The following is a 16,951-nucleotide window of genomic DNA, read 5'->3' as shown; positions in this document are numbered from 1 at the left end:
AATGAATTTATAATCACTATCAAATAGATATACTTTAATGTTTCGCCCAAAATCTAACATATTTTGGGCTGTTTTTATCGCATTTTTCTTAACATTCAACACTTCTGCTGTTAAATATACTTAATTTATATAACACAATTTATGGAAGTGAGCATCCAGAGATAGAAAGTTTAGCCACAGAGATTGATTTAGATTTTTTGCTAAAAGACATGTCTAAAATGATTGCTTCTATGGAAGTAGGAACTCAACGTATTCGGGATATAGTTTTATCGCTGCGTAATTTTTCGCGGATGGATGAAGCAGACTTTAAAGCAGTTAATTTACATGATGGGATTGAAAGCACTTTATTAATTTTGCAATTTCGCTTGAAAGAAAAAACTGAACGACCAGAAATTCAGGTTATTCGAGAGTATAGTGAATTACCGCTAGTAGAATGCTATGCTGGCCAATTAAATCAAGTATTTATGAATATCTTGGTTAATGCAATCGATGCTTTTGAAGAGAGCAATATTGGACGAACTTTTGAAGAACTGAAAGCACATCCTAATCAAATTAGAATTAAGACTCAAGTTATAGATAATCAAGTGATAGGAATAAGAATATCTGATAATGGCAAGGGAATGTCAGAAGATGTTAGAAACCGAATTTTTGATCCATTTTTTACTACAAAACCAGTAGGTAAAGGGACAGGAATGGGTATGGCTATTAGCTATCAAATTATTACCGAAAAACATCAAGGCACATTAGAATGTATTTCGACCATTGGACAGGGAAGTGAATTTATCATCCAAATTCCGTTGAAACAATAAAAATATTGGGTATTATGAGATAGTATCGAAACTTTTTTTCTTTATCTTTGCTGCATATAAATCAACCTAATTAAAAACCAAATTTTCAAAAATTTATGAAAATTATTAAAAAAATCTTAGCAGGTACATTTTTGACTATTGGTCTAGGGGTACTAATGCTTGGTACTAATGACTTAATTGACCAGAAAAAAACTGATGAAGATAAAGAAGGAGCATTAGCAGCAATAGTTATCCTGGGTCTACCTTCAACAGCTATTGGTACATGGATTATCTGGAGTTTACAGCGACAATACCAAAAGGAACTACAACAAATTTATCTAAATAAAGAGCAAATGTTTTTGCAATTGTTAGAACAAGAACAAGGAAGAATTACAATCACAAAATTTGCTTTATATGCTCAAATTCCCATTGAAGAATCTAAACAGTTTCTAGAAGAAAAAGCCAAACAACTGAATGCGAATTATGAAACCAATGAACAAGCAGGAATTATTTATATCTTTCCTGAATAAAGGAGATTATATAAATAATTTGAGTTCAATAAGATTATTTTAGATAATGTTAAACTTGTAGCTATTTTCTAACTTAGAACTTAAAATAACCATTAATACTGTTTGTGGGACTTAAGTACGACTTCCGAATCTAGCCTTTGTAGCTATCCTAGCTAGTCGTGCTGCCACTCCCCGAACAGTACCCAGATGAACAAAGTTAATCTGCCGACAATGAACATGAATTGGATTAACCAACATCAAAAGGTGGCCAGGGAAGATTTAGTCATGTTCATTAATGCTTGTCTTTCCTGCACAGGACAGCGCGAGTTCTACAATGATGGTTATGGACAGCGTGTATCGATTGATTTTTTACATGATTATATTTTAGGTAATTACCGCTTGCTCTATACCCGGACTTTGGCAGCAGGGATTAATCATTTTAATCAAATGCAGATTATCCTCAAGTTATTAGCCTCTGGAAAACACACCCTTCCTGAACATCGCCAAGAAGAAGGGGCTTTAATTACTGCGGCATTAGCAGGACTACCACCACAAAGAGGGTGGGAAGTATTACAACAATTACGGAAAAGAGGTATTAATAATCGTCGTAGCCGAGCGATCGCTCGTGATTATCTCCAGCATAGACGAGATATTCACTTTGATGCTATCAAGTATCGCTCTAAATTGCGAGCGATCGCTTCCCATGCCCACCTCACTCTCCCAGGAGAATTAGGTAACTTCCTCTTTGGTAAATGGAAACAACAAGTTTACGAAACAGAACTATTTGAGACATTCCGTCAAGCCCACTATAGTGCAGAAGCCATTTATCAACTACCCTTTACAGTGGCCGAAGGTTTAGCCGCAAAACATGGTATTAAACGAGAAGTGTTTTTGTCCCGCATCCAAGACCAAATGACCTTGAATGAAAAATTGCGCTTGCAAACTTCAGCCAAGGGTACAGAGGTGGAAATTGACATTAATTTAGGTCGTCTGCCTTTGACTCGGTTAGCACTGTATATCCTTTCCTTGCCTTTAAACACTCGTCAACAGCAGTGGGATATCTTCAATCAAGCATTAGAAAAATCTGCGGCTTTGACATTAAAAAAATCACCTCTCAAACCCAGACGAGTGGCAGCGGTTTTAGATTGCAGTTACTCCTGTTCTGGTTCCACTGAAAAACATCGTCGTCCTTTAGGAGTAGCCTTAGCTGCCCATTATCTACTCAAAGCAGCATCCCAGGCATACCAAGCATTTTGGACAACACCAACCAATGACCCACTACTCATTCTCCCCCGTGGACAAACGAATTTAGCGACACCTCTATTAGATGCTTTAGATTGGGGTGCAGATTTAGTGGTTATCATTAGCGATGGTTGGGAAAACGACCCCCCCAACGGTGCATCAGAAATTCTGCGAATATATCGTCATCGTTTAGACCCTAAACAAAAAACTTCCATTGTCCACTGCAACCCTGTTTACAATGCTGATGATTTTTCTCTACATCCCCTTAGTCCCGCAGTCCCCACAGTGGGATTAAGAGATGCAGAAGATTTACCCACCATGTTAGGTTTTGCTCGATTTGCTGAAGGTTCTGCATCTTTAACTGAACTAGAGGAATATTTAGCTGCACGAGTCAAACAAATGTTAGGGAGATAGGGTGAGGGTGTACTTAGCTGGATAAGTGTTTTTTACTGCTAACCAGTTACTAGCAATAGGCATTCGCCAACCAGTACCAAAGGCACGGTCAGTGATTTTTAGTCCTGGTGGTGCTTGTCTACGCTTAAATTCAGCACGGGCTACCATTTGTAAGATGCGGTCTACTGTTGCTGGGTCATGACCTGCGGCAACTATCTGTTCTGTTGATTGATGGTGATGAATCAGACGTTGTAAAATATCGTCTAAGATGTCGTAGGGTGGTAAGGAGTCTTGGTCAACTTGACCGGGTTTGAGTTCTGCACTGGGTGCTTTAGTGAGGATATTTTGGGGGATGACTTCTGTTCCTTGAGAATTCAGCCAATGACACAGGGAATAAACACGAGTTTTGGGCACATCTGCAATGACTGCTAACCCACCATTCATATCACCGTAGAGAGTGCAGTAACCAACGGCCATTTCTGATTTGTTACCAGTGGAGAGGAGTAGATAGCCAAATTTATTAGCGATCGCCATTAATAAATTACCGCGAATCCGTGATTGAATGTTCTCCTCCGCAATACCAAATTCTGTACCTGCGAATAGAGGTGCTAAGGAATGCTCAAATCCTTGCATTAATTCCCCAATGGGGATAATTTGTGTTTGAATACCCAAATTTTGACCTAAAGCCAAAGCATCGCTAATGGAGTGTTCCGAACTGTAGGGAGAAGGCATCAACACACCCAAAACATTTTCCTTCCCTACAGCTGCTGCGGCAATGGCTGCAACTAATGCAGAATCAATCCCACCACTCAACCCTAGTATAACTTTAGAAAAACGGCATTTGCGGGTATAGTCTCCCACTCCTAAAACTAAAGCGTGCCAAATTTCCTCATCTTCAGAAGCGTAAGCAGGTAACACAGAACTGGGTTGTAAATCCTGCTGTTTTTCGTCAAATTCCACCATCACTAAATCAGTTTCAAAACCTTGAGCACGACAGATAATTTCCCCTTGACGATTGAGGGCAAAACTACAACCATCAAATATTAAATCATCATTTCCACCCACTTGATTAGTATAAATCATCGGTTTTTGGAAATGTTCTGAGCTATGTTTGAGCATAGCTTCCCGTAAATGTTGTTTGCTGACTGTGTAAGGTGAAGCAGACAAATTGACAATCAAATCCACACCTAAAATTGCTAAATCAGCAATGGGATTAACAGCATAACTACGTTTACCCCAAAATTCTTCATCATTCCATAAATCTTCGCAAATAGTGACACCAATATTAATATCATCAAGGCTAAAGTAATTAGCTTGTAACCCTGGTTCAAAATAACGATTTTCATCAAATACATCATAGGTAGGTAAGAGTCGTTTGTGAAAATATTGACGCACTTTACCTGCTGATAATAAAGCAATACTATTAAACAAGCTTTTTCCACCAGAAATATGTGCTTGAGGATTGGGGGTAACTGTTCCTACTAACACAGCTAGCTGAGGAGGCAAATCTTTAGCTAGTTGTTGCAATGTCATTTCTACAGCATTAACAAAGCTAGGATTAAGTAACAAATCTCTGGGAGGATAGCCACAAATAGACAATTCAGGTGTTAATAATAAACGCGCACCTGCTGCTGCTGCTTGTTGTGCTGCGACGAGAATTTGTTGAGCATTTTTAGGTAAGTCACCAATGATGGGATTAAGTTGGGCAATGGCAATTTTCATAAGGAGTTCAGGAGTCAGTAGGGGCGGGTTTACAGATATCATCAACTATGAACGAGAACTTTGGTAAACCCGCCCGTACAGGAGTATGCCTACGGCACCCTGGGCGAACAGAAGCCAGTAGGGGCGGGTTTACAGATATCATCAACTATGAACGAGAATTTTGGTAAACCCGCCCGTACAGGAGTATGCCTACGCCACCCTGGGCGAACGGGAGTTTAGGATCGCTTTGCAAAGCGAGGAAATTCGCTAACATAAATTGCAGAAAAAGAAGGGATAAATATCAGAATTAATAAAGAAATATATGAATTTATTCTCCATACTTTCCCTACCTTAAATAAAAACTAGTGGTTTATCTTTTAAAGGAGCAAAAGCTTCGGCATCAAATTTATATAAACTAGCTGGACGGCCTGCACCTCTAGATACTTTAATGCCGGTATCACATAAAAAACCTAATTTGAGTAGACGCGCTCGAAAATTAGAATAATCTGAGAAATTTTCCCCTAAAACAGTGGTGTATAGCTGATATAAGTCATTTAAGGTGAAGGTTTCTGGTAAAACATCAAAAGCAACGGGACTATATTCTAATTTATTTTTCAAGCGTCTGTGTCCATAGGCCAAAATTTCATTATGATCAAATGCTAATTGTGGCACTTGTTTAATAGGATACCAAGCAATTCCCGCGACTCGATCAGCGATTAATTCTGCTTCCTCAAATCTGACTAAAGCAAAATAACTAACAGAAAGATAGCGCACACCATAACTATCTAGGCTTTCTCTTGGGTCGCGTTGGGGTCCACCAAAAGTGTATAGTTGTTCTAGATAGAGATTGTTAACCTTAATTTTCTCTGCCATAATCCGATAGGCAGCGTCTTCTAAAGATTCTCCTTGTCTAACTAAAGTACCGGGAAGACTCCAATAATTCAAAAATGGTTCTTGCTGTCGCATCACCAAAAGAACTAAGAGTCGATTTTGGGCTGTGTCTACAGAGAAAATTACATTATCAACACCGACTTTGAAATCAGCTAAAGGTTGTTGATGGGTAGAATTTATAATCTTTTTGGGGCTGCGTGCTGGCATTTATCGTACAAATGCTCTCGATGGATATAGGCAAATACAGGAGGGATGAGAGTTTCGGGATCTCTTTGTTCACGGAAAGCGGTAGAAGAGACATTTAAACCAGTTAAACTAGCGATCGCTATTTTTCCTCCTAGCTGGTTAATTTTCTCTACACTAGAATCATCTATCGCATAACCTGGTCTCGGAATTACCAGTAATTGCACTTCCTGTAACAAATCTTCAATGTGATACCACCTGGGTAATTGATTCAATAAATCAGAACCAATGACTAGGATAAATTGAGTATGATCACCCCAACGAGCTTTCGCTTTTTCTACTGTTTCCCAGGTACGCCAGCTACTCAATTCTTGTTCTAAAGAAATGTTGTGTTTGGGCTGGTCTATATCTTCAATTAATAATTTTAGCATGGCAGCGCGATGAGCCAACAACGTTTGCTGAGATTTAAAAGGATTATCTGCTGCCCAAACTGCCACCCAATCGTAACGCTCAGATAACCACTTGACAATTTCTTGATGTCCAGCCGTTGGGGGGTCAGCACTTGTACCAAATAAAGCAATTGTTTTCAACATTTTCAGGAGTTTAAATTTTTGTTCTCTCAGTTAATAGTTGTAATTCTTGAGAAATTTCTACTTTGATGGAACTTGGATTATCTAAACGTCGTGTTTCCATTGGTAAACTAGCTACTGAATTGGCGGTACGTTGGCGAATTGTGGTTAAATTTTCTGGTGGTTGTAATTTTTTACCTGCTTGCATTACCAACTGCAATAAAGGTTTTTCTACACCATAATTTTCATCTATTAGCCCTAGCCTATCTGCTTGTATCTTTCCATTCACAAATGAGCGAAAAATTTGCTTGCGTCCTGGATAAGTAAACTTACCACTCGACTGTTTCATAACTGGAATGCCATCAATGTCTACGAGTTTATAAACTCCATTAACTGGAGAACCTGTCACAAGTTTTGTTCCTACTCCATAACCGTCTATTTCTGCACCTGCTGTTTTCAGTCTGTGTATTTCCCACTCATCTAAGTCACCACTGGCAAAAATAGTCACATCTGGTAGGAGCGATCGCACCTGTTTTGATAAACTAACTAAATCGCCAGAATCTAGCCTCACTCCAGTTAATGAGATTTCCCTGCTGTTCACCTTCCGCCCCAATCTTTCAGCCGCAGCAATGGTATCGTAAGTATCAATCAACAATGGCGCACCAGGAAAATATTGATGAAACGCTGTAAACGCCTGTTCTTCACTACCTTCTAGGGCGGACAATGCCATCACTAAAGCGTGTGCCATTGTCCCACTTGGTTTTTCCCCTAGTTGCAATGCCGCTAACACATTAGAAGTAGAATCCAAACCCCCAGCTAAAGCCGCCCTAGCAGCCCATAATGACCCTTGGGGACTAAAAGCCCTCCTTGTGCCAAATTCCAACAATGTTGCTTTTTCACCAGCCACATCACGCAATCTAGCCGCCTTGGTGGCAATTAAGGTTTGGTAATTGAGAGTATTTAAAAGATAGGTTTCTACTAATTGGGCCTGCCATAAAGGTGCTTCCACCCGTAATAATGGCTCATTGGCAAATACTGCCGTCCCTTCTGGTACTGCCCATACATCTCCAGTAAAACCACCTTCTGTCAGCATAGACCAAAAGCGATCAGGCGCATGGTTGAAAATGCCCGTGCCTTGTAAAGCTGCCACCTGGTCAGAACTAAAACGAAGACTACTCAAATATTCCAAAGCTTGGGCTAAACCCATAGCGATTAGATAGCCAAAACCCTCCGGTAAGCGTCTAGCAAACAACTCAAAGCTGGCTTGTTTTTGTTCAATACCTTCACCTGTATAACAAGCTGCCATTGTTAGCTGATACAGGTCTGTTAACAAGCTGTAATCTTCTGGACTGATATTTAGTTTTGGAGTTTGGTCAATTTTTTGCCTGTCGTCTACCGCTGAGGAAGTCGTCATATCAGCATGTCTCACCAAAAGTGATTTGCTTATTATGGTAGAATCTACCATAATTAATGTCAAGTATCAGCACAAAAATACTCGAAAAGCTGACTTTAAGAGGAAAGTAATTGTTTATTTTTTCATAAATTCAAATTTATTTATAGTGATTAGCCATAATTGGCTGACTGTTCCATAAACTGTCCACTGTGACAAACTCATACCCTTGCTGTAGAAGCTGGGGAATCAAAATTTGGATAATATCTGCAACATCTTCTCCACCGCACATCCCATCATGTAAAACAATCAGTGACCCACCTGTCACTTGTTGCAGCACACGCTGCACAACTATATTTACACCTGGTCTCACCCAGTCTTCTGGAACCACACTCCACATCACTGACCGGTAATTCCATTCTCGAAATAATTTCAACGTCTTGGGTGTAAATAAACCATTGGGGGGTCGAACGTCTCGTACTTGGGTAGGGTGTAAATTGCAAGCACTGTAAATCGCAGCTTGGGTTTTTTCTAAACTCTGCTTGAGTTCTGGAGGAGATAGGAGAGGAAAATTATGATGTTCATAACCATGTAACCCTATCCAGTGTTTACGACTGACTGCTTGAGCAATATTGGGATAACGATTAACACAAACACCCAGCCAAAAGAAACTAGCTGTTATGTTGTAACGGTCTAAAATTGTTAAAACTTGCGCTGTATATTCAGGATGAGGCCCGTCATCAAAAGAGAGTGCGATCGTTTTGCTATTGGTGCTTCCTGACCACAGACATTGTGGAAAACTAGGTTTCAGGACACGATAAATCAACGGTAAAAAAGGGGCTAAAGGCATCATTATTCATTTGCTCTGACCCCACACAGAATAGTTACTATAGCAAATTAATTCAACCGTAAATCTTGTGTTCTGATTGCCATATCGAGTTTTTATTTTCTTTCGGTCTAGATAAACAATCCTAAATCATAGTTAACTAAACCTACGGACTATTGAGCATATGTATAAATTAACTTAGTACGTAAATTAAAACGTTAAATCACTAAATATTGATATTGATTTTGCCTTAAAGTATAACCTTTGTGTTTAGACATATTAACCTGTAATCCATCACAGTTAAGTCAGATCAATTAGTAGTTATCTACTCTTCATCTACAACCTAAATAGATCCTATTGGTGAATGTAAAGAAATGTAAATATAACTTTTATCGTCCGTAATCTTCCTGGAAGGGTTTGTAGATTAACTCCAGGAAGATAACCGCAAAGCTACTCAGGGCAAGTCTTCTATCACACAAAAAGATTCTCAATTACTCAGAGTTTTTAGCATAAATCTGTGTAAAAGGGGCTAGAAATCAAAATTTAGATGAATTATACAAATTTATCTAAATAAGCATTTCCTAGCAAAAACTATCGTGAGTTGTTCTAATAAAAATCTACAAAATTAGGAGAAAATATCATGGCAATTACATGGATTCCCGGCCCCGGTGCAACTGCTGGTGCAGATGTTGGTACTAGTGATGCTGCTTCAGATATATTAAGTGGTTTAGGCGGCAATGATGTCCTGGTCGGTGGTGGTGGTAATGATATCCTCATTGGTGGTACAGGAAATGACACCATGTCCGGTGGTACAGGCAATGATACGTTTTACGTTGATAGCACTGGTGATAAAGTAATTGAAAATGCTAGCGAAGGTATAGATACGGTATATTCTTCTGTTTCCTATACCCTAACTAACAATGTAGAAAATCTTGTCCTCACGGGCACTGCCTACTACGGGTATGGTAATGCCTTAAATAACAAAATTACTGGTAATGGTAGTAGCAATTATCTGTGGGGTGGAGCAGGTAATGATACTATCTCTGGTGGAGCAGGTAACGATACCATTTCTGGTAGTATAGGAAATGACTCCATGTCAGGTGGTCTAGGTAATGATCTGTACTACGTTGACAGCACTGGGGATATAGTGACTGAAAATGCTGGTGAAGGCACAGACACAATATCTTCTTCCGTTTCCCGTACCGTCAGCAGCAACGTAGAAAACCTGGTGCTCACAGGTACAGCCTCCAATGGATATGGTAATGCCTTAAATAACCAAATTACTGGTAATGGTAGTAGCAATTATCTCTGGGGCGCAGAGGGTAATGATACTATCTCTGGTGGAGCAGGTAACGATACCATTTCTGGTGGTTTAGGTAGTGACTCCATGTTGGGTGGTCTAGGTAATGATCGGTACTACGTTGACAGCAGTGCAGATAGAGTAACTGAAAATGCTGGTGAAGGAACAGATACAGTATATTCTTCCGTTTCCCATTTCCTAAGCAGCAATGTCGAAAATCTTATTCTCACAGGTACTGCCTATTACGGGTATGGGAATGCCTTAAACAACAAAATAGATGGTAATGGCAGTAATAATTATCTGTGGGGTGGAGACGGTAACGATACCATTTTTGGTGGAGCAGGTAACGATACCCTTGCTGGTAGTATAGGAAATGACTCCTTATCTGGTGGTTTAGGTAGTGACTCCATGGTAGGTGGTCTAGGTAACGACAGATACGTTGTTGACAGCACTGGGGATATAGTCACTGAAAATGCGAATGAAGGAATAGATGCGGTATATTCGTCTATTTCTTACACCCTAACTAACAATGTAGAAAATCTTATCCTGACTGGTACTGGTGCTATTAATGGATTTGGTAATGCCTTAAATAATGATATTACTGGCAACAGCAGCAGTAATGTGGTGAGAGGATACGATGGCAATGACTATATATTCGGTCTTGGAGGTGCAGATACCATCTATGGTGGCAATGGCAACGATGTGTTATATGGCAATGATGGCGCAGATAAGCTCTATGGTGACGCAAACAATGATACCCTCGTTGGTGGTGCTCAATTAGATAGTTTATATGGTGGCAGTGGAAATGATGTCTATTATGTAGATACTGTAGAAAATCCTGAACTTCTTACCTACGTATTTGATACTGTTTCTGAAAGTGCAGTTTATTTCGTTAATAACATTATTGTAAGCGGTGGAATTGACACTGTGCGGGTGTCAGTTGATGGTTTATCTGGCTATACTCTCACCGCCAATATAGAAAACCTGGAATTAATTGGCAATGCAACCAAAGGAAACGGTAACGCTCTCAATAATAGAATTACGGGCAACTTATTGAACAACTACTTATATGGTGCTGGAGGCAACGATACCATTTATGGTGGTGCAGGCAATGATACCCTGGGTGGTTTCGGCAATGGTACTAATGAAAAAGATACTCTCTATGGAGACGCGGGATCTGACTATTTCTTACTAGGTAATGACAATAGTGTATTCTACACTGGCGATTCAGCTAATGGCTATGGCGCAATCATGGACTTCCAAGGAGGTACTGATAAAATCGTTGTCAAGGAAGGTACTTACCAGCTAAGTGCGGTTAGCTTTAATCTAGGTAGTACGAATGCAGATACAGGTATTTACTTTGGTACGGAATTAATTGGGGTGATTGTAGATAGAGATCAGTCCCAGATTAGTTTAACTCAGGACTTCATTTATGAGGAGCCAATCATCATTGGCTAATTTGAAGTTGACTGCAACTTAACTGATTGATAAAAAATTAGGACTTACGCACAAGTTACGAAAGAATAAACCACGAAGGAACGAAGGAAACGTTCGCGTAGCGTCCCGTAGGGATAGGAAAGAGATTTTTAGAGATATTTTGCGTAAGTTCTGAAAATAATAATTTAGTTGGAGGTGTATAAAGTATGCCTCCAATTTTTCCTGTTGACTGATTGACTCAAAATTAGCGATTCATACCTTCATCTGTAACAAATTCTGTAACAACACCCTGGTTTTGCCCTCCACTCGTCTAAATTGATGAGAAATCTGGGGGAAACCCTTGAGGGAGGGGTTATGTTCTTTAAAGATATCCGAGATTATCAAATTCTGTTTCTCGGTTCATTTTTGATTTTGGGTATTGGGACAAGAGACTGGACACTCAAACCAGAATTAATTGGTATAGCGATCGCTACTTGTTTGACGATGCAATGTCTTTTGTCCGTTGTCACCAGTAAATCACAAGGTTTCCAAGACAAAATACAACTATCAAATCTGCGTAGTGCTTTAATCACTGGACTAGGGTTAAGTTTGTTGTTACGGGCTGACCATTGGACAACCATGGCTTTAGCCGCAGCAGTTGCCATTACTAGTAAATTTATCTTGCATATTGGTCATAAACACTTCTTCAACCCTGGCAATTTTGGCATTATTTCCGCCCTAGTCCTTACAGGTGATGCGTGGGTATCACCGGGACAATGGGGTGATGAATGGTGGTATGGACTGTTATTTATTGGTACTGGCGGCATGATTTTACAACGCATCGGTCGTTGGGATACCACCGCTGCTTTTTTAGGTGCTTACTCCTTATTAGAGGCAGTACGTAATCTGTGGTTAGGGTGGACTTGGGATGTTTATGTACACCGCTTAATGAGTGGTTCCTTACTACTATTTGCCCTATTTATGATCACAGATCCCCGTTCCATTCCTAATGCCAAACTAGGGCGGATAATTTGGGCATTGTGTATTGCCATTTTGACTTTCATTTTGCGGAATTATTTCTATCTTTCCACTGCTGTTTTCTGGTCTTTATTTGCCTTATCTCCATTGACAATTTTGATTGATTACCTGTGGTCAGCACCGCGATTTGCCTGGCATCCAGAACCAAGGGGGCGGGAGAAAAATGATTTATTAATGATGAATGAGGTGTCAATATGAAATCTCTGCGCTGGTTGATTCCTCTACTTTTAACAGTAGTCACTGTACTGTGTTTTGCACCCGCAGCTTGGGCATTTTGTGGATTTTATGTTGCCAAGGCTGACAGTAAGTTATACAACCAAGCCTCTCAGGTGATTATTGCGCGAGATGGCAACCGTACTGTCTTGACTATGGCCAACGACTTTCAAGGCAACGTCAAAGATTTTGCTGTGGTTGTGCCTGTACCCACTGTCATTAAGAAAGAACAAGTCAAGGTTGCTAATCCAAACATTATCGAAAGATTGGACGCATTTAGTGCCCCACGATTGGTTGAATATTTTGATGCTGACCCTTGCAACCCACAAATTGAGGAAATGGAGGCATTGCCAGCACCAACAGCAGGTGCAACCAGAGGAGGTCTGCAAAATTTGCAGCGCGATCGCAGTTTGGGTGTAACTGTAGAAGCTAGATTTAATGTTGGGGAGTATGAAATTGTGATTCTTAGTGCCAAGGAATCCAATGGATTAGAAACTTGGTTGAAGACCAATGGCTACAATATTCCCCAAGGTGCGAATCAGTTACTTAAACCCTATATTCGCTCCTCCATGAAATTTTTTGTAGCTAAGGTCAATCTGACAGAATTTGAAAAATCTGGTTATGAATTTTTGCGACCTTTGCAAATTTCCTACCAATCTCCGAAATTTATCTTGCCCATTCGTTTAGGCATGATTAACGCCTCCGCAGAACAAGATTTAATTGTCTACGTCCTGTCACCCAAAGGAGAAGCAGAAATTACCAATTACCGTACAGTCAAAATTCCTTCTGATGTCAACATTCCTGTATATATCAAATCAGAATTTGGAGACTTTTATAAATCCATGTTCCAAATTTCTTACATCAAAGAAGACCGGAAAGTTGCCTTCTTAGAATACGCTTGGAATATGGCTAGTTGTGACCCTTGTTCTGCTGAACCTCTCAACCCAGAGGAATTAAAGCAATCCGGGGTTTTTTGGTTGGATAATAATGTTGAACCAAATTCTAATTTTTTACCTCAATTTCGCCGTCCTTTCCCCATTAGCAATGTATTTATCACTCGTTTACACGTTCGCTACACTCGTAATAAATTCCCTGAAGATTTGATGTTTCAAGAAACAGGAAACCAAGAATTTTTCCAAGGACGTTATATTATGCAACATCCTTTTACGGGAGAACTCAAGTGTCGTGCAGGGAGAGAATATAAACGGTCTTTACCTCAACGATTTGAAAACGAAGCCCAAACCCTAGCTAAATTAACCAAATGGAACATTCAAGATATTCGCCGGAAAATGAACCTGAACTACGGCAATTTCTCCACTTCTTGGTGGGAAAGATTGTTTGCTTGGTTGGGACTTTAGGTTTCACTATGATTTTCCGGTGAATCAACTACATTTGTATGACATGTTCGTGCCATGAATGTAAGTAATGCTCAAATCACTAGTCTATGGTTTTAATGATTTAGCCACATGAAAACCAATAATATATGCAGTCATTTGTGGACTAATTCGTGGCAAGGGGACAGTTGATAGGTCTGCTATATATACATTAGCTGAACCATACAATTTCCCAGTATTTGTGACATTGTTCATACCTGTATCTATCGCTTTGTTAAACAAGCAACCTCCCGCTAAATGCTGTTCAGACAGCAAAAACTTGCGACTGTAAACATCAACGTAACGTTCTACTTGTTCAGGTTCATAGGGAATCTTAGTAAACAAGCGAAAGACAAACTTAAATAACCAGTGTGGCTTTTGTCCTAAGCGGTTCAACAATGCCAATTGTTTTTTAATGACGGACTTAGCCACCTCTTTATCTTGATTGAAGCTAGATGGCAATACACCTCGCTTATCTTCGGTAAAGAAGCCTAATGTAATTTCTGAACCATCACCTGAATAGTAACCATCCATTGCCGGATTGAATTTAACAATTGCTGTAATTAACTCTAATTCCTGATCCCATGGTTTACCCTGAATTGTGTTAGATATTCCCATCCACAAATTAATGAAGAAGTTCACCAATTGAATCAGAATTCTCACAAAATTCTTGGTAATGTAAAACAATAAAGGCACTTGAATCACAATCTTTTTTAGCCAATTAGGCAATAAAAAGGTCAAGTATAGGTGTGAGATAATAAACCAGAGCTTTTCAAAGTCTCCAGCAAAGAAATCAAAGCAACAAACAGTAGGCTTACCTTGGGCTTCTGGTTGCCACACCGTCGTTGCAAAGACAGGAACATATACATCTTTTGGGGTAACATCTATTTTCTTATCTGGAACATACACCCCCAGGGGTAGAACAATATGGTCACTCACATATCTGCCAATTTCTGCATTTTCCAATCTTTCTCGCTGTAACCATAGAAGTTTGGGAGTAGCTGCACCCGCACACATAATTAATTTGCCATTATCAGATAGAGGCAAGAACTCTTTTTTATCTGTATCCAGATACTGCACATATATCCCTACACACCTTGCTTTATCCTCTGGGTCATTTGTCAACTCTAACTTGACAACTCTGCATCTAGTTTTGATTTCTACACTTTGGTCAAACCAATTGACCAGGGAAACACCACTATTAGTTCGCTGTCCAAAAAAGTTAAATTGTGTAGGAAAAATATGTAGCCAGTTAGTATTACCTTCTCGATAATTAGGAATATTTTCAATGGTATCAGTGCTGATATGAAAACCTTCTTCTTCGGCAGCTTTGATTACAGTTTTAGTGACCGGGGATAGATTTTTAGTTGGGTTTTCCCTCAAAAATTTTTGGTTGAGTTCGGCTTTGAGACTATCCCAATATGCTTTATCTCTGCCGATATTTTGCGCTAACCATTCAGAGGATTCGTGAATCATTGTGTAGTTGATAGATCCACCACCACCCATAGTGCAAGCCCATCCTGAGATAATTGGAATACCATCAGGTGTTTTTGCTTTGTGTAACTTGAAGATATTACCCTCTGCATAAGATTTAGTCCAATTATTTTGGTGAGTAATATCGCTGGTGTTGAAGAAATCATCTCCTTCTTCAATGACAACTACCTTTTCTATAGGAGACTGCTCAGAATCAAGTTTTAAGTAATGGCTGAGAAATCCACAAGCACCATTCCCCGAACCCACTACAATCACGTCATAGGTCATTTCCTCATCCTCCACCTCAAATTTTTCACACAGCAATCAGACCAATCAAACAATAAACAATTTACGGTCATATGGCGATATAATTCTACTCAAAAAGCAGCTTTAACTATTTTTCTGGGATAATACATTTCGTGATATTTATTCATTTTTAATAATGTACAATTACTATTGAATTAGTTGAACAAATTGCGTACATGGTTAACCAAATACGCTTTGATAATTTGCCCGCAATTTACCATATTTTCGACTGTATTGATTATTTGTTTAGGAATATTCAAGATTTTACATCTGACAAAGATTTAACTTTTGGTAACTAGATACATATTCATAGATTGCAAACATCACCTGACTAGAGATATCAACTTCATTAGACAGCTGGTTAAAAAGAATGTGGAGACGTTCCGACGGAACATCTCTACAAGGGTTTCAACCCATGAAAATTTAATTATCATCAGATGTCTATGGAGTTCAACTAAATATATTAATCAAAATCAACGCAAATTCTGATAAACTGGTTGTAAATTTAATAAGCAGTTAATCACTTGACATGAATCCCTACACTATTTTTCATCAGACCGAACGTCAACGTGTTAGTGATGGTATAGTTAGACCTCTCCTAGAAAATTGCCAACATGCCTCACATATCCTTGTTTTAGTATGGCCACAACTTGGGGATTTTGATAGTCTTGAATATGCGTGGTGGTTACAGCGGGAAGCTCAAAATTGGTCTCCGCAAAAACTGGCTATTCGTGCTGTGGGCATTGGCAACCTGACATCTGGAAAAAAGTTTTGTGAATATACAGGATTTGCACCTGAAAATTTATTTGTTGAACCAGAAGGAGAACTACATCGTCAACTTCATCTCTATTCTGGTTTAAATGTTTCTCTTCCTGGACTTTCTTTGTCTCAAAAAGCCTGGCTTAATTTACTGCTGATGTGTGCAGGTATTGGTAGTCCGGGAACCTTGGCAGAAGTGTTTAGAGGGTACAAGGGAGACCGTCAAGCACCTCAACTCTTTGGAGATGAGGAAATGATTCAAGGAACTCCTTTACCTACCTTTAAAGGTTCCTTTTTTCGGTTAGCAGGGGGAAATGGTTTCCAACGTCCCTTTGAGTTAGCAACTCTCCGACTGAGAAATATGGTAGAGGTATTAAAAAATTGGCACATTTATGTACCAGATTCTGCTTACTTAACTCAACGTGGTGGGACTTTTTTGTTTGACCACCAAGGTCAATTACTTTACTCACATCGAGATCGAGGAATTCTAGGTTTTGCTGCTAATATGAGTCAGCCCCTATCATTTTTATCTTGTGTGGAAACAGAGAATTTGGATATCAAGCAGTAATAAAACCTGTTGA

At 39.4% G+C, this 16,951-nt stretch carries 13 protein-coding genes; 7 read left to right on the top strand and 6 right to left on the bottom strand.

Going from position 1 to position 16,951, the window contains the following annotated elements:
• Positions 1-209 precede the first annotated feature (209 nt).
• The 3 genes from H6G73_RS21655 to H6G73_RS21645 all read left to right on the top strand — a co-directional run bounded on the left by H6G73_RS21655 (position 210) and on the right by H6G73_RS21645 (position 2,953).
• A complete protein-coding gene (locus H6G73_RS21655) occupies positions 210-809 on the top strand; it encodes a sensor histidine kinase (protein WP_313948880.1) in 600 nt (199 codons plus the stop codon).
• A gap of 95 nt (positions 810-904) precedes the next feature.
• Positions 905-1,318, top strand: a complete 414-nt coding sequence (locus H6G73_RS21650; protein ID WP_190608216.1) for a hypothetical protein — start codon at positions 905-907, stop codon at positions 1,316-1,318.
• A gap of 210 nt (positions 1,319-1,528) precedes the next feature.
• Complete coding sequence (locus tag H6G73_RS21645; RefSeq protein ID WP_190608221.1) at positions 1,529-2,953, top strand: hypothetical protein; 1,425 nt, start codon at positions 1,529-1,531, stop codon at positions 2,951-2,953.
• On the opposite strand, the gene H6G73_RS21640 is transcribed toward H6G73_RS21645, so the two are convergent.
• The 5 genes from H6G73_RS21640 to H6G73_RS21620 all read right to left on the bottom strand — a co-directional run bounded on the left by H6G73_RS21640 (position 2,942) and on the right by H6G73_RS21620 (position 8,516).
• Positions 2,942-4,654, bottom strand: a complete 1,713-nt coding sequence (locus tag H6G73_RS21640; RefSeq protein WP_190608214.1) for an NAD+ synthase — start codon at positions 4,652-4,654, stop codon at positions 2,942-2,944. The two genes, H6G73_RS21645 and H6G73_RS21640, sit on opposite strands and share 12 nt — an antisense overlap.
• Positions 4,655-4,984: 330 nt before the next feature.
• Positions 4,985-5,731: an NUDIX hydrolase gene (locus H6G73_RS21635; protein ID WP_190608212.1), complete on the bottom strand. Its 747-nt coding sequence runs from the start codon at positions 5,729-5,731 to the stop codon at positions 4,985-4,987.
• Positions 5,701-6,300 (bottom strand): nicotinate-nucleotide adenylyltransferase, encoded by a 600-nt coding sequence (locus tag H6G73_RS21630; protein ID WP_190608210.1) that lies wholly within the window; start codon positions 6,298-6,300, stop codon positions 5,701-5,703. The genes H6G73_RS21635 and H6G73_RS21630 overlap by 31 nt, the downstream gene beginning before the upstream one ends.
• A 10-nt stretch (positions 6,301-6,310) precedes the next feature.
• Complete coding sequence (locus tag H6G73_RS21625) at positions 6,311-7,690, bottom strand: nicotinate phosphoribosyltransferase (RefSeq protein WP_190608209.1); 1,380 nt, start codon at positions 7,688-7,690, stop codon at positions 6,311-6,313.
• A gap of 136 nt (positions 7,691-7,826) precedes the next feature.
• Entirely contained in the window at positions 7,827-8,516 is a 690-nt protein-coding gene (locus H6G73_RS21620; protein WP_190608219.1) for a polysaccharide deacetylase family protein, read from the bottom strand.
• A 616-nt stretch (positions 8,517-9,132) separates the two neighbouring features.
• Here H6G73_RS21620 and H6G73_RS21615 point away from each other — a divergent pair.
• The 3 genes from H6G73_RS21615 to H6G73_RS21605 all read left to right on the top strand — a co-directional run bounded on the left by H6G73_RS21615 (position 9,133) and on the right by H6G73_RS21605 (position 13,817).
• Complete coding sequence (locus H6G73_RS21615) at positions 9,133-11,250, top strand: calcium-binding protein (protein ID WP_190608207.1); 2,118 nt, start codon at positions 9,133-9,135, stop codon at positions 11,248-11,250.
• A gap of 333 nt (positions 11,251-11,583) precedes the next feature.
• The gene (locus H6G73_RS21610; RefSeq protein ID WP_190608205.1) at positions 11,584-12,444 is read left to right on the top strand and encodes an RnfABCDGE type electron transport complex subunit D; all 861 of its coding nucleotides are present in this window, start codon (positions 11,584-11,586) and stop codon (positions 12,442-12,444) included.
• On the top strand, positions 12,441-13,817 hold the full coding sequence (locus tag H6G73_RS21605; RefSeq protein WP_190608202.1) for a DUF2330 domain-containing protein: 1,377 nt from the start codon (positions 12,441-12,443) through the stop codon (positions 13,815-13,817). Before H6G73_RS21610 ends, H6G73_RS21605 begins: the two co-directional genes overlap by 4 nt.
• Before the next feature lie 84 nt (positions 13,818-13,901).
• On the opposite strand, the gene H6G73_RS21600 is transcribed toward H6G73_RS21605, so the two are convergent.
• The gene (locus H6G73_RS21600) at positions 13,902-15,593 is read right to left on the bottom strand and encodes a GMC family oxidoreductase N-terminal domain-containing protein (protein ID WP_190608201.1); all 1,692 of its coding nucleotides are present in this window, start codon (positions 15,591-15,593) and stop codon (positions 13,902-13,904) included.
• Between the two features lie 547 nt (positions 15,594-16,140).
• Between H6G73_RS21600 and H6G73_RS21595 the strand changes: the two genes are divergently transcribed.
• A complete protein-coding gene (locus tag H6G73_RS21595; protein ID WP_190608199.1) occupies positions 16,141-16,938 on the top strand; it encodes a peroxiredoxin-like family protein in 798 nt (265 codons plus the stop codon).
• Positions 16,939-16,951 lie beyond the last annotated feature (13 nt).

Source organism: Richelia sinica FACHB-800, from assembly GCF_014698825.1.
Classification (GTDB): Bacteria; Cyanobacteriota; Cyanobacteriia; order Cyanobacteriales; family Nostocaceae; genus FACHB-800.
Note: the sequence above shows the minus strand (reverse complement) of the source record. Positions and strands in the feature narration are given on the sequence as shown.

Bases quoted from the DNA above. Each gene is read 5' to 3' on its own strand.
- H6G73_RS21655 (WP_313948880.1), top strand. From the start codon at position 210: ATGTCTAAAATGATTGCTTCTATGGAAGTAGGAACTCAACGTATTCGG.
- H6G73_RS21650 (WP_190608216.1), top strand. From the start codon at position 905: ATGAAAATTATTAAAAAAATCTTAGCAGGTACATTTTTGACTATTGGT.
- H6G73_RS21645 (WP_190608221.1), top strand. From the start codon at position 1,529: ATGAACATGAATTGGATTAACCAACATCAAAAGGTGGCCAGGGAAGAT.
- H6G73_RS21640 (WP_190608214.1), bottom strand. From the start codon at position 4,654: ATGAAAATTGCCATTGCCCAACTTAATCCCATCATTGGTGACTTACCT.
- H6G73_RS21635 (WP_190608212.1), bottom strand. From the start codon at position 5,731: ATGCCAGCACGCAGCCCCAAAAAGATTATAAATTCTACCCATCAACAA.
- H6G73_RS21630 (WP_190608210.1), bottom strand. From the start codon at position 6,300: ATGTTGAAAACAATTGCTTTATTTGGTACAAGTGCTGACCCCCCAACG.
- H6G73_RS21625 (WP_190608209.1), bottom strand. From the start codon at position 7,690: ATGACGACTTCCTCAGCGGTAGACGACAGGCAAAAAATTGACCAAACT.
- H6G73_RS21620 (WP_190608219.1), bottom strand. From the start codon at position 8,516: ATGCCTTTAGCCCCTTTTTTACCGTTGATTTATCGTGTCCTGAAACCT.
- H6G73_RS21615 (WP_190608207.1), top strand. From the start codon at position 9,133: ATGGCAATTACATGGATTCCCGGCCCCGGTGCAACTGCTGGTGCAGAT.
- H6G73_RS21610 (WP_190608205.1), top strand. From the start codon at position 11,584: ATGTTCTTTAAAGATATCCGAGATTATCAAATTCTGTTTCTCGGTTCA.
- H6G73_RS21605 (WP_190608202.1), top strand. From the start codon at position 12,441: ATGAAATCTCTGCGCTGGTTGATTCCTCTACTTTTAACAGTAGTCACT.
- H6G73_RS21600 (WP_190608201.1), bottom strand. From the start codon at position 15,593: ATGACCTATGACGTGATTGTAGTGGGTTCGGGGAATGGTGCTTGTGGA.
- H6G73_RS21595 (WP_190608199.1), top strand. From the start codon at position 16,141: ATGAATCCCTACACTATTTTTCATCAGACCGAACGTCAACGTGTTAGT.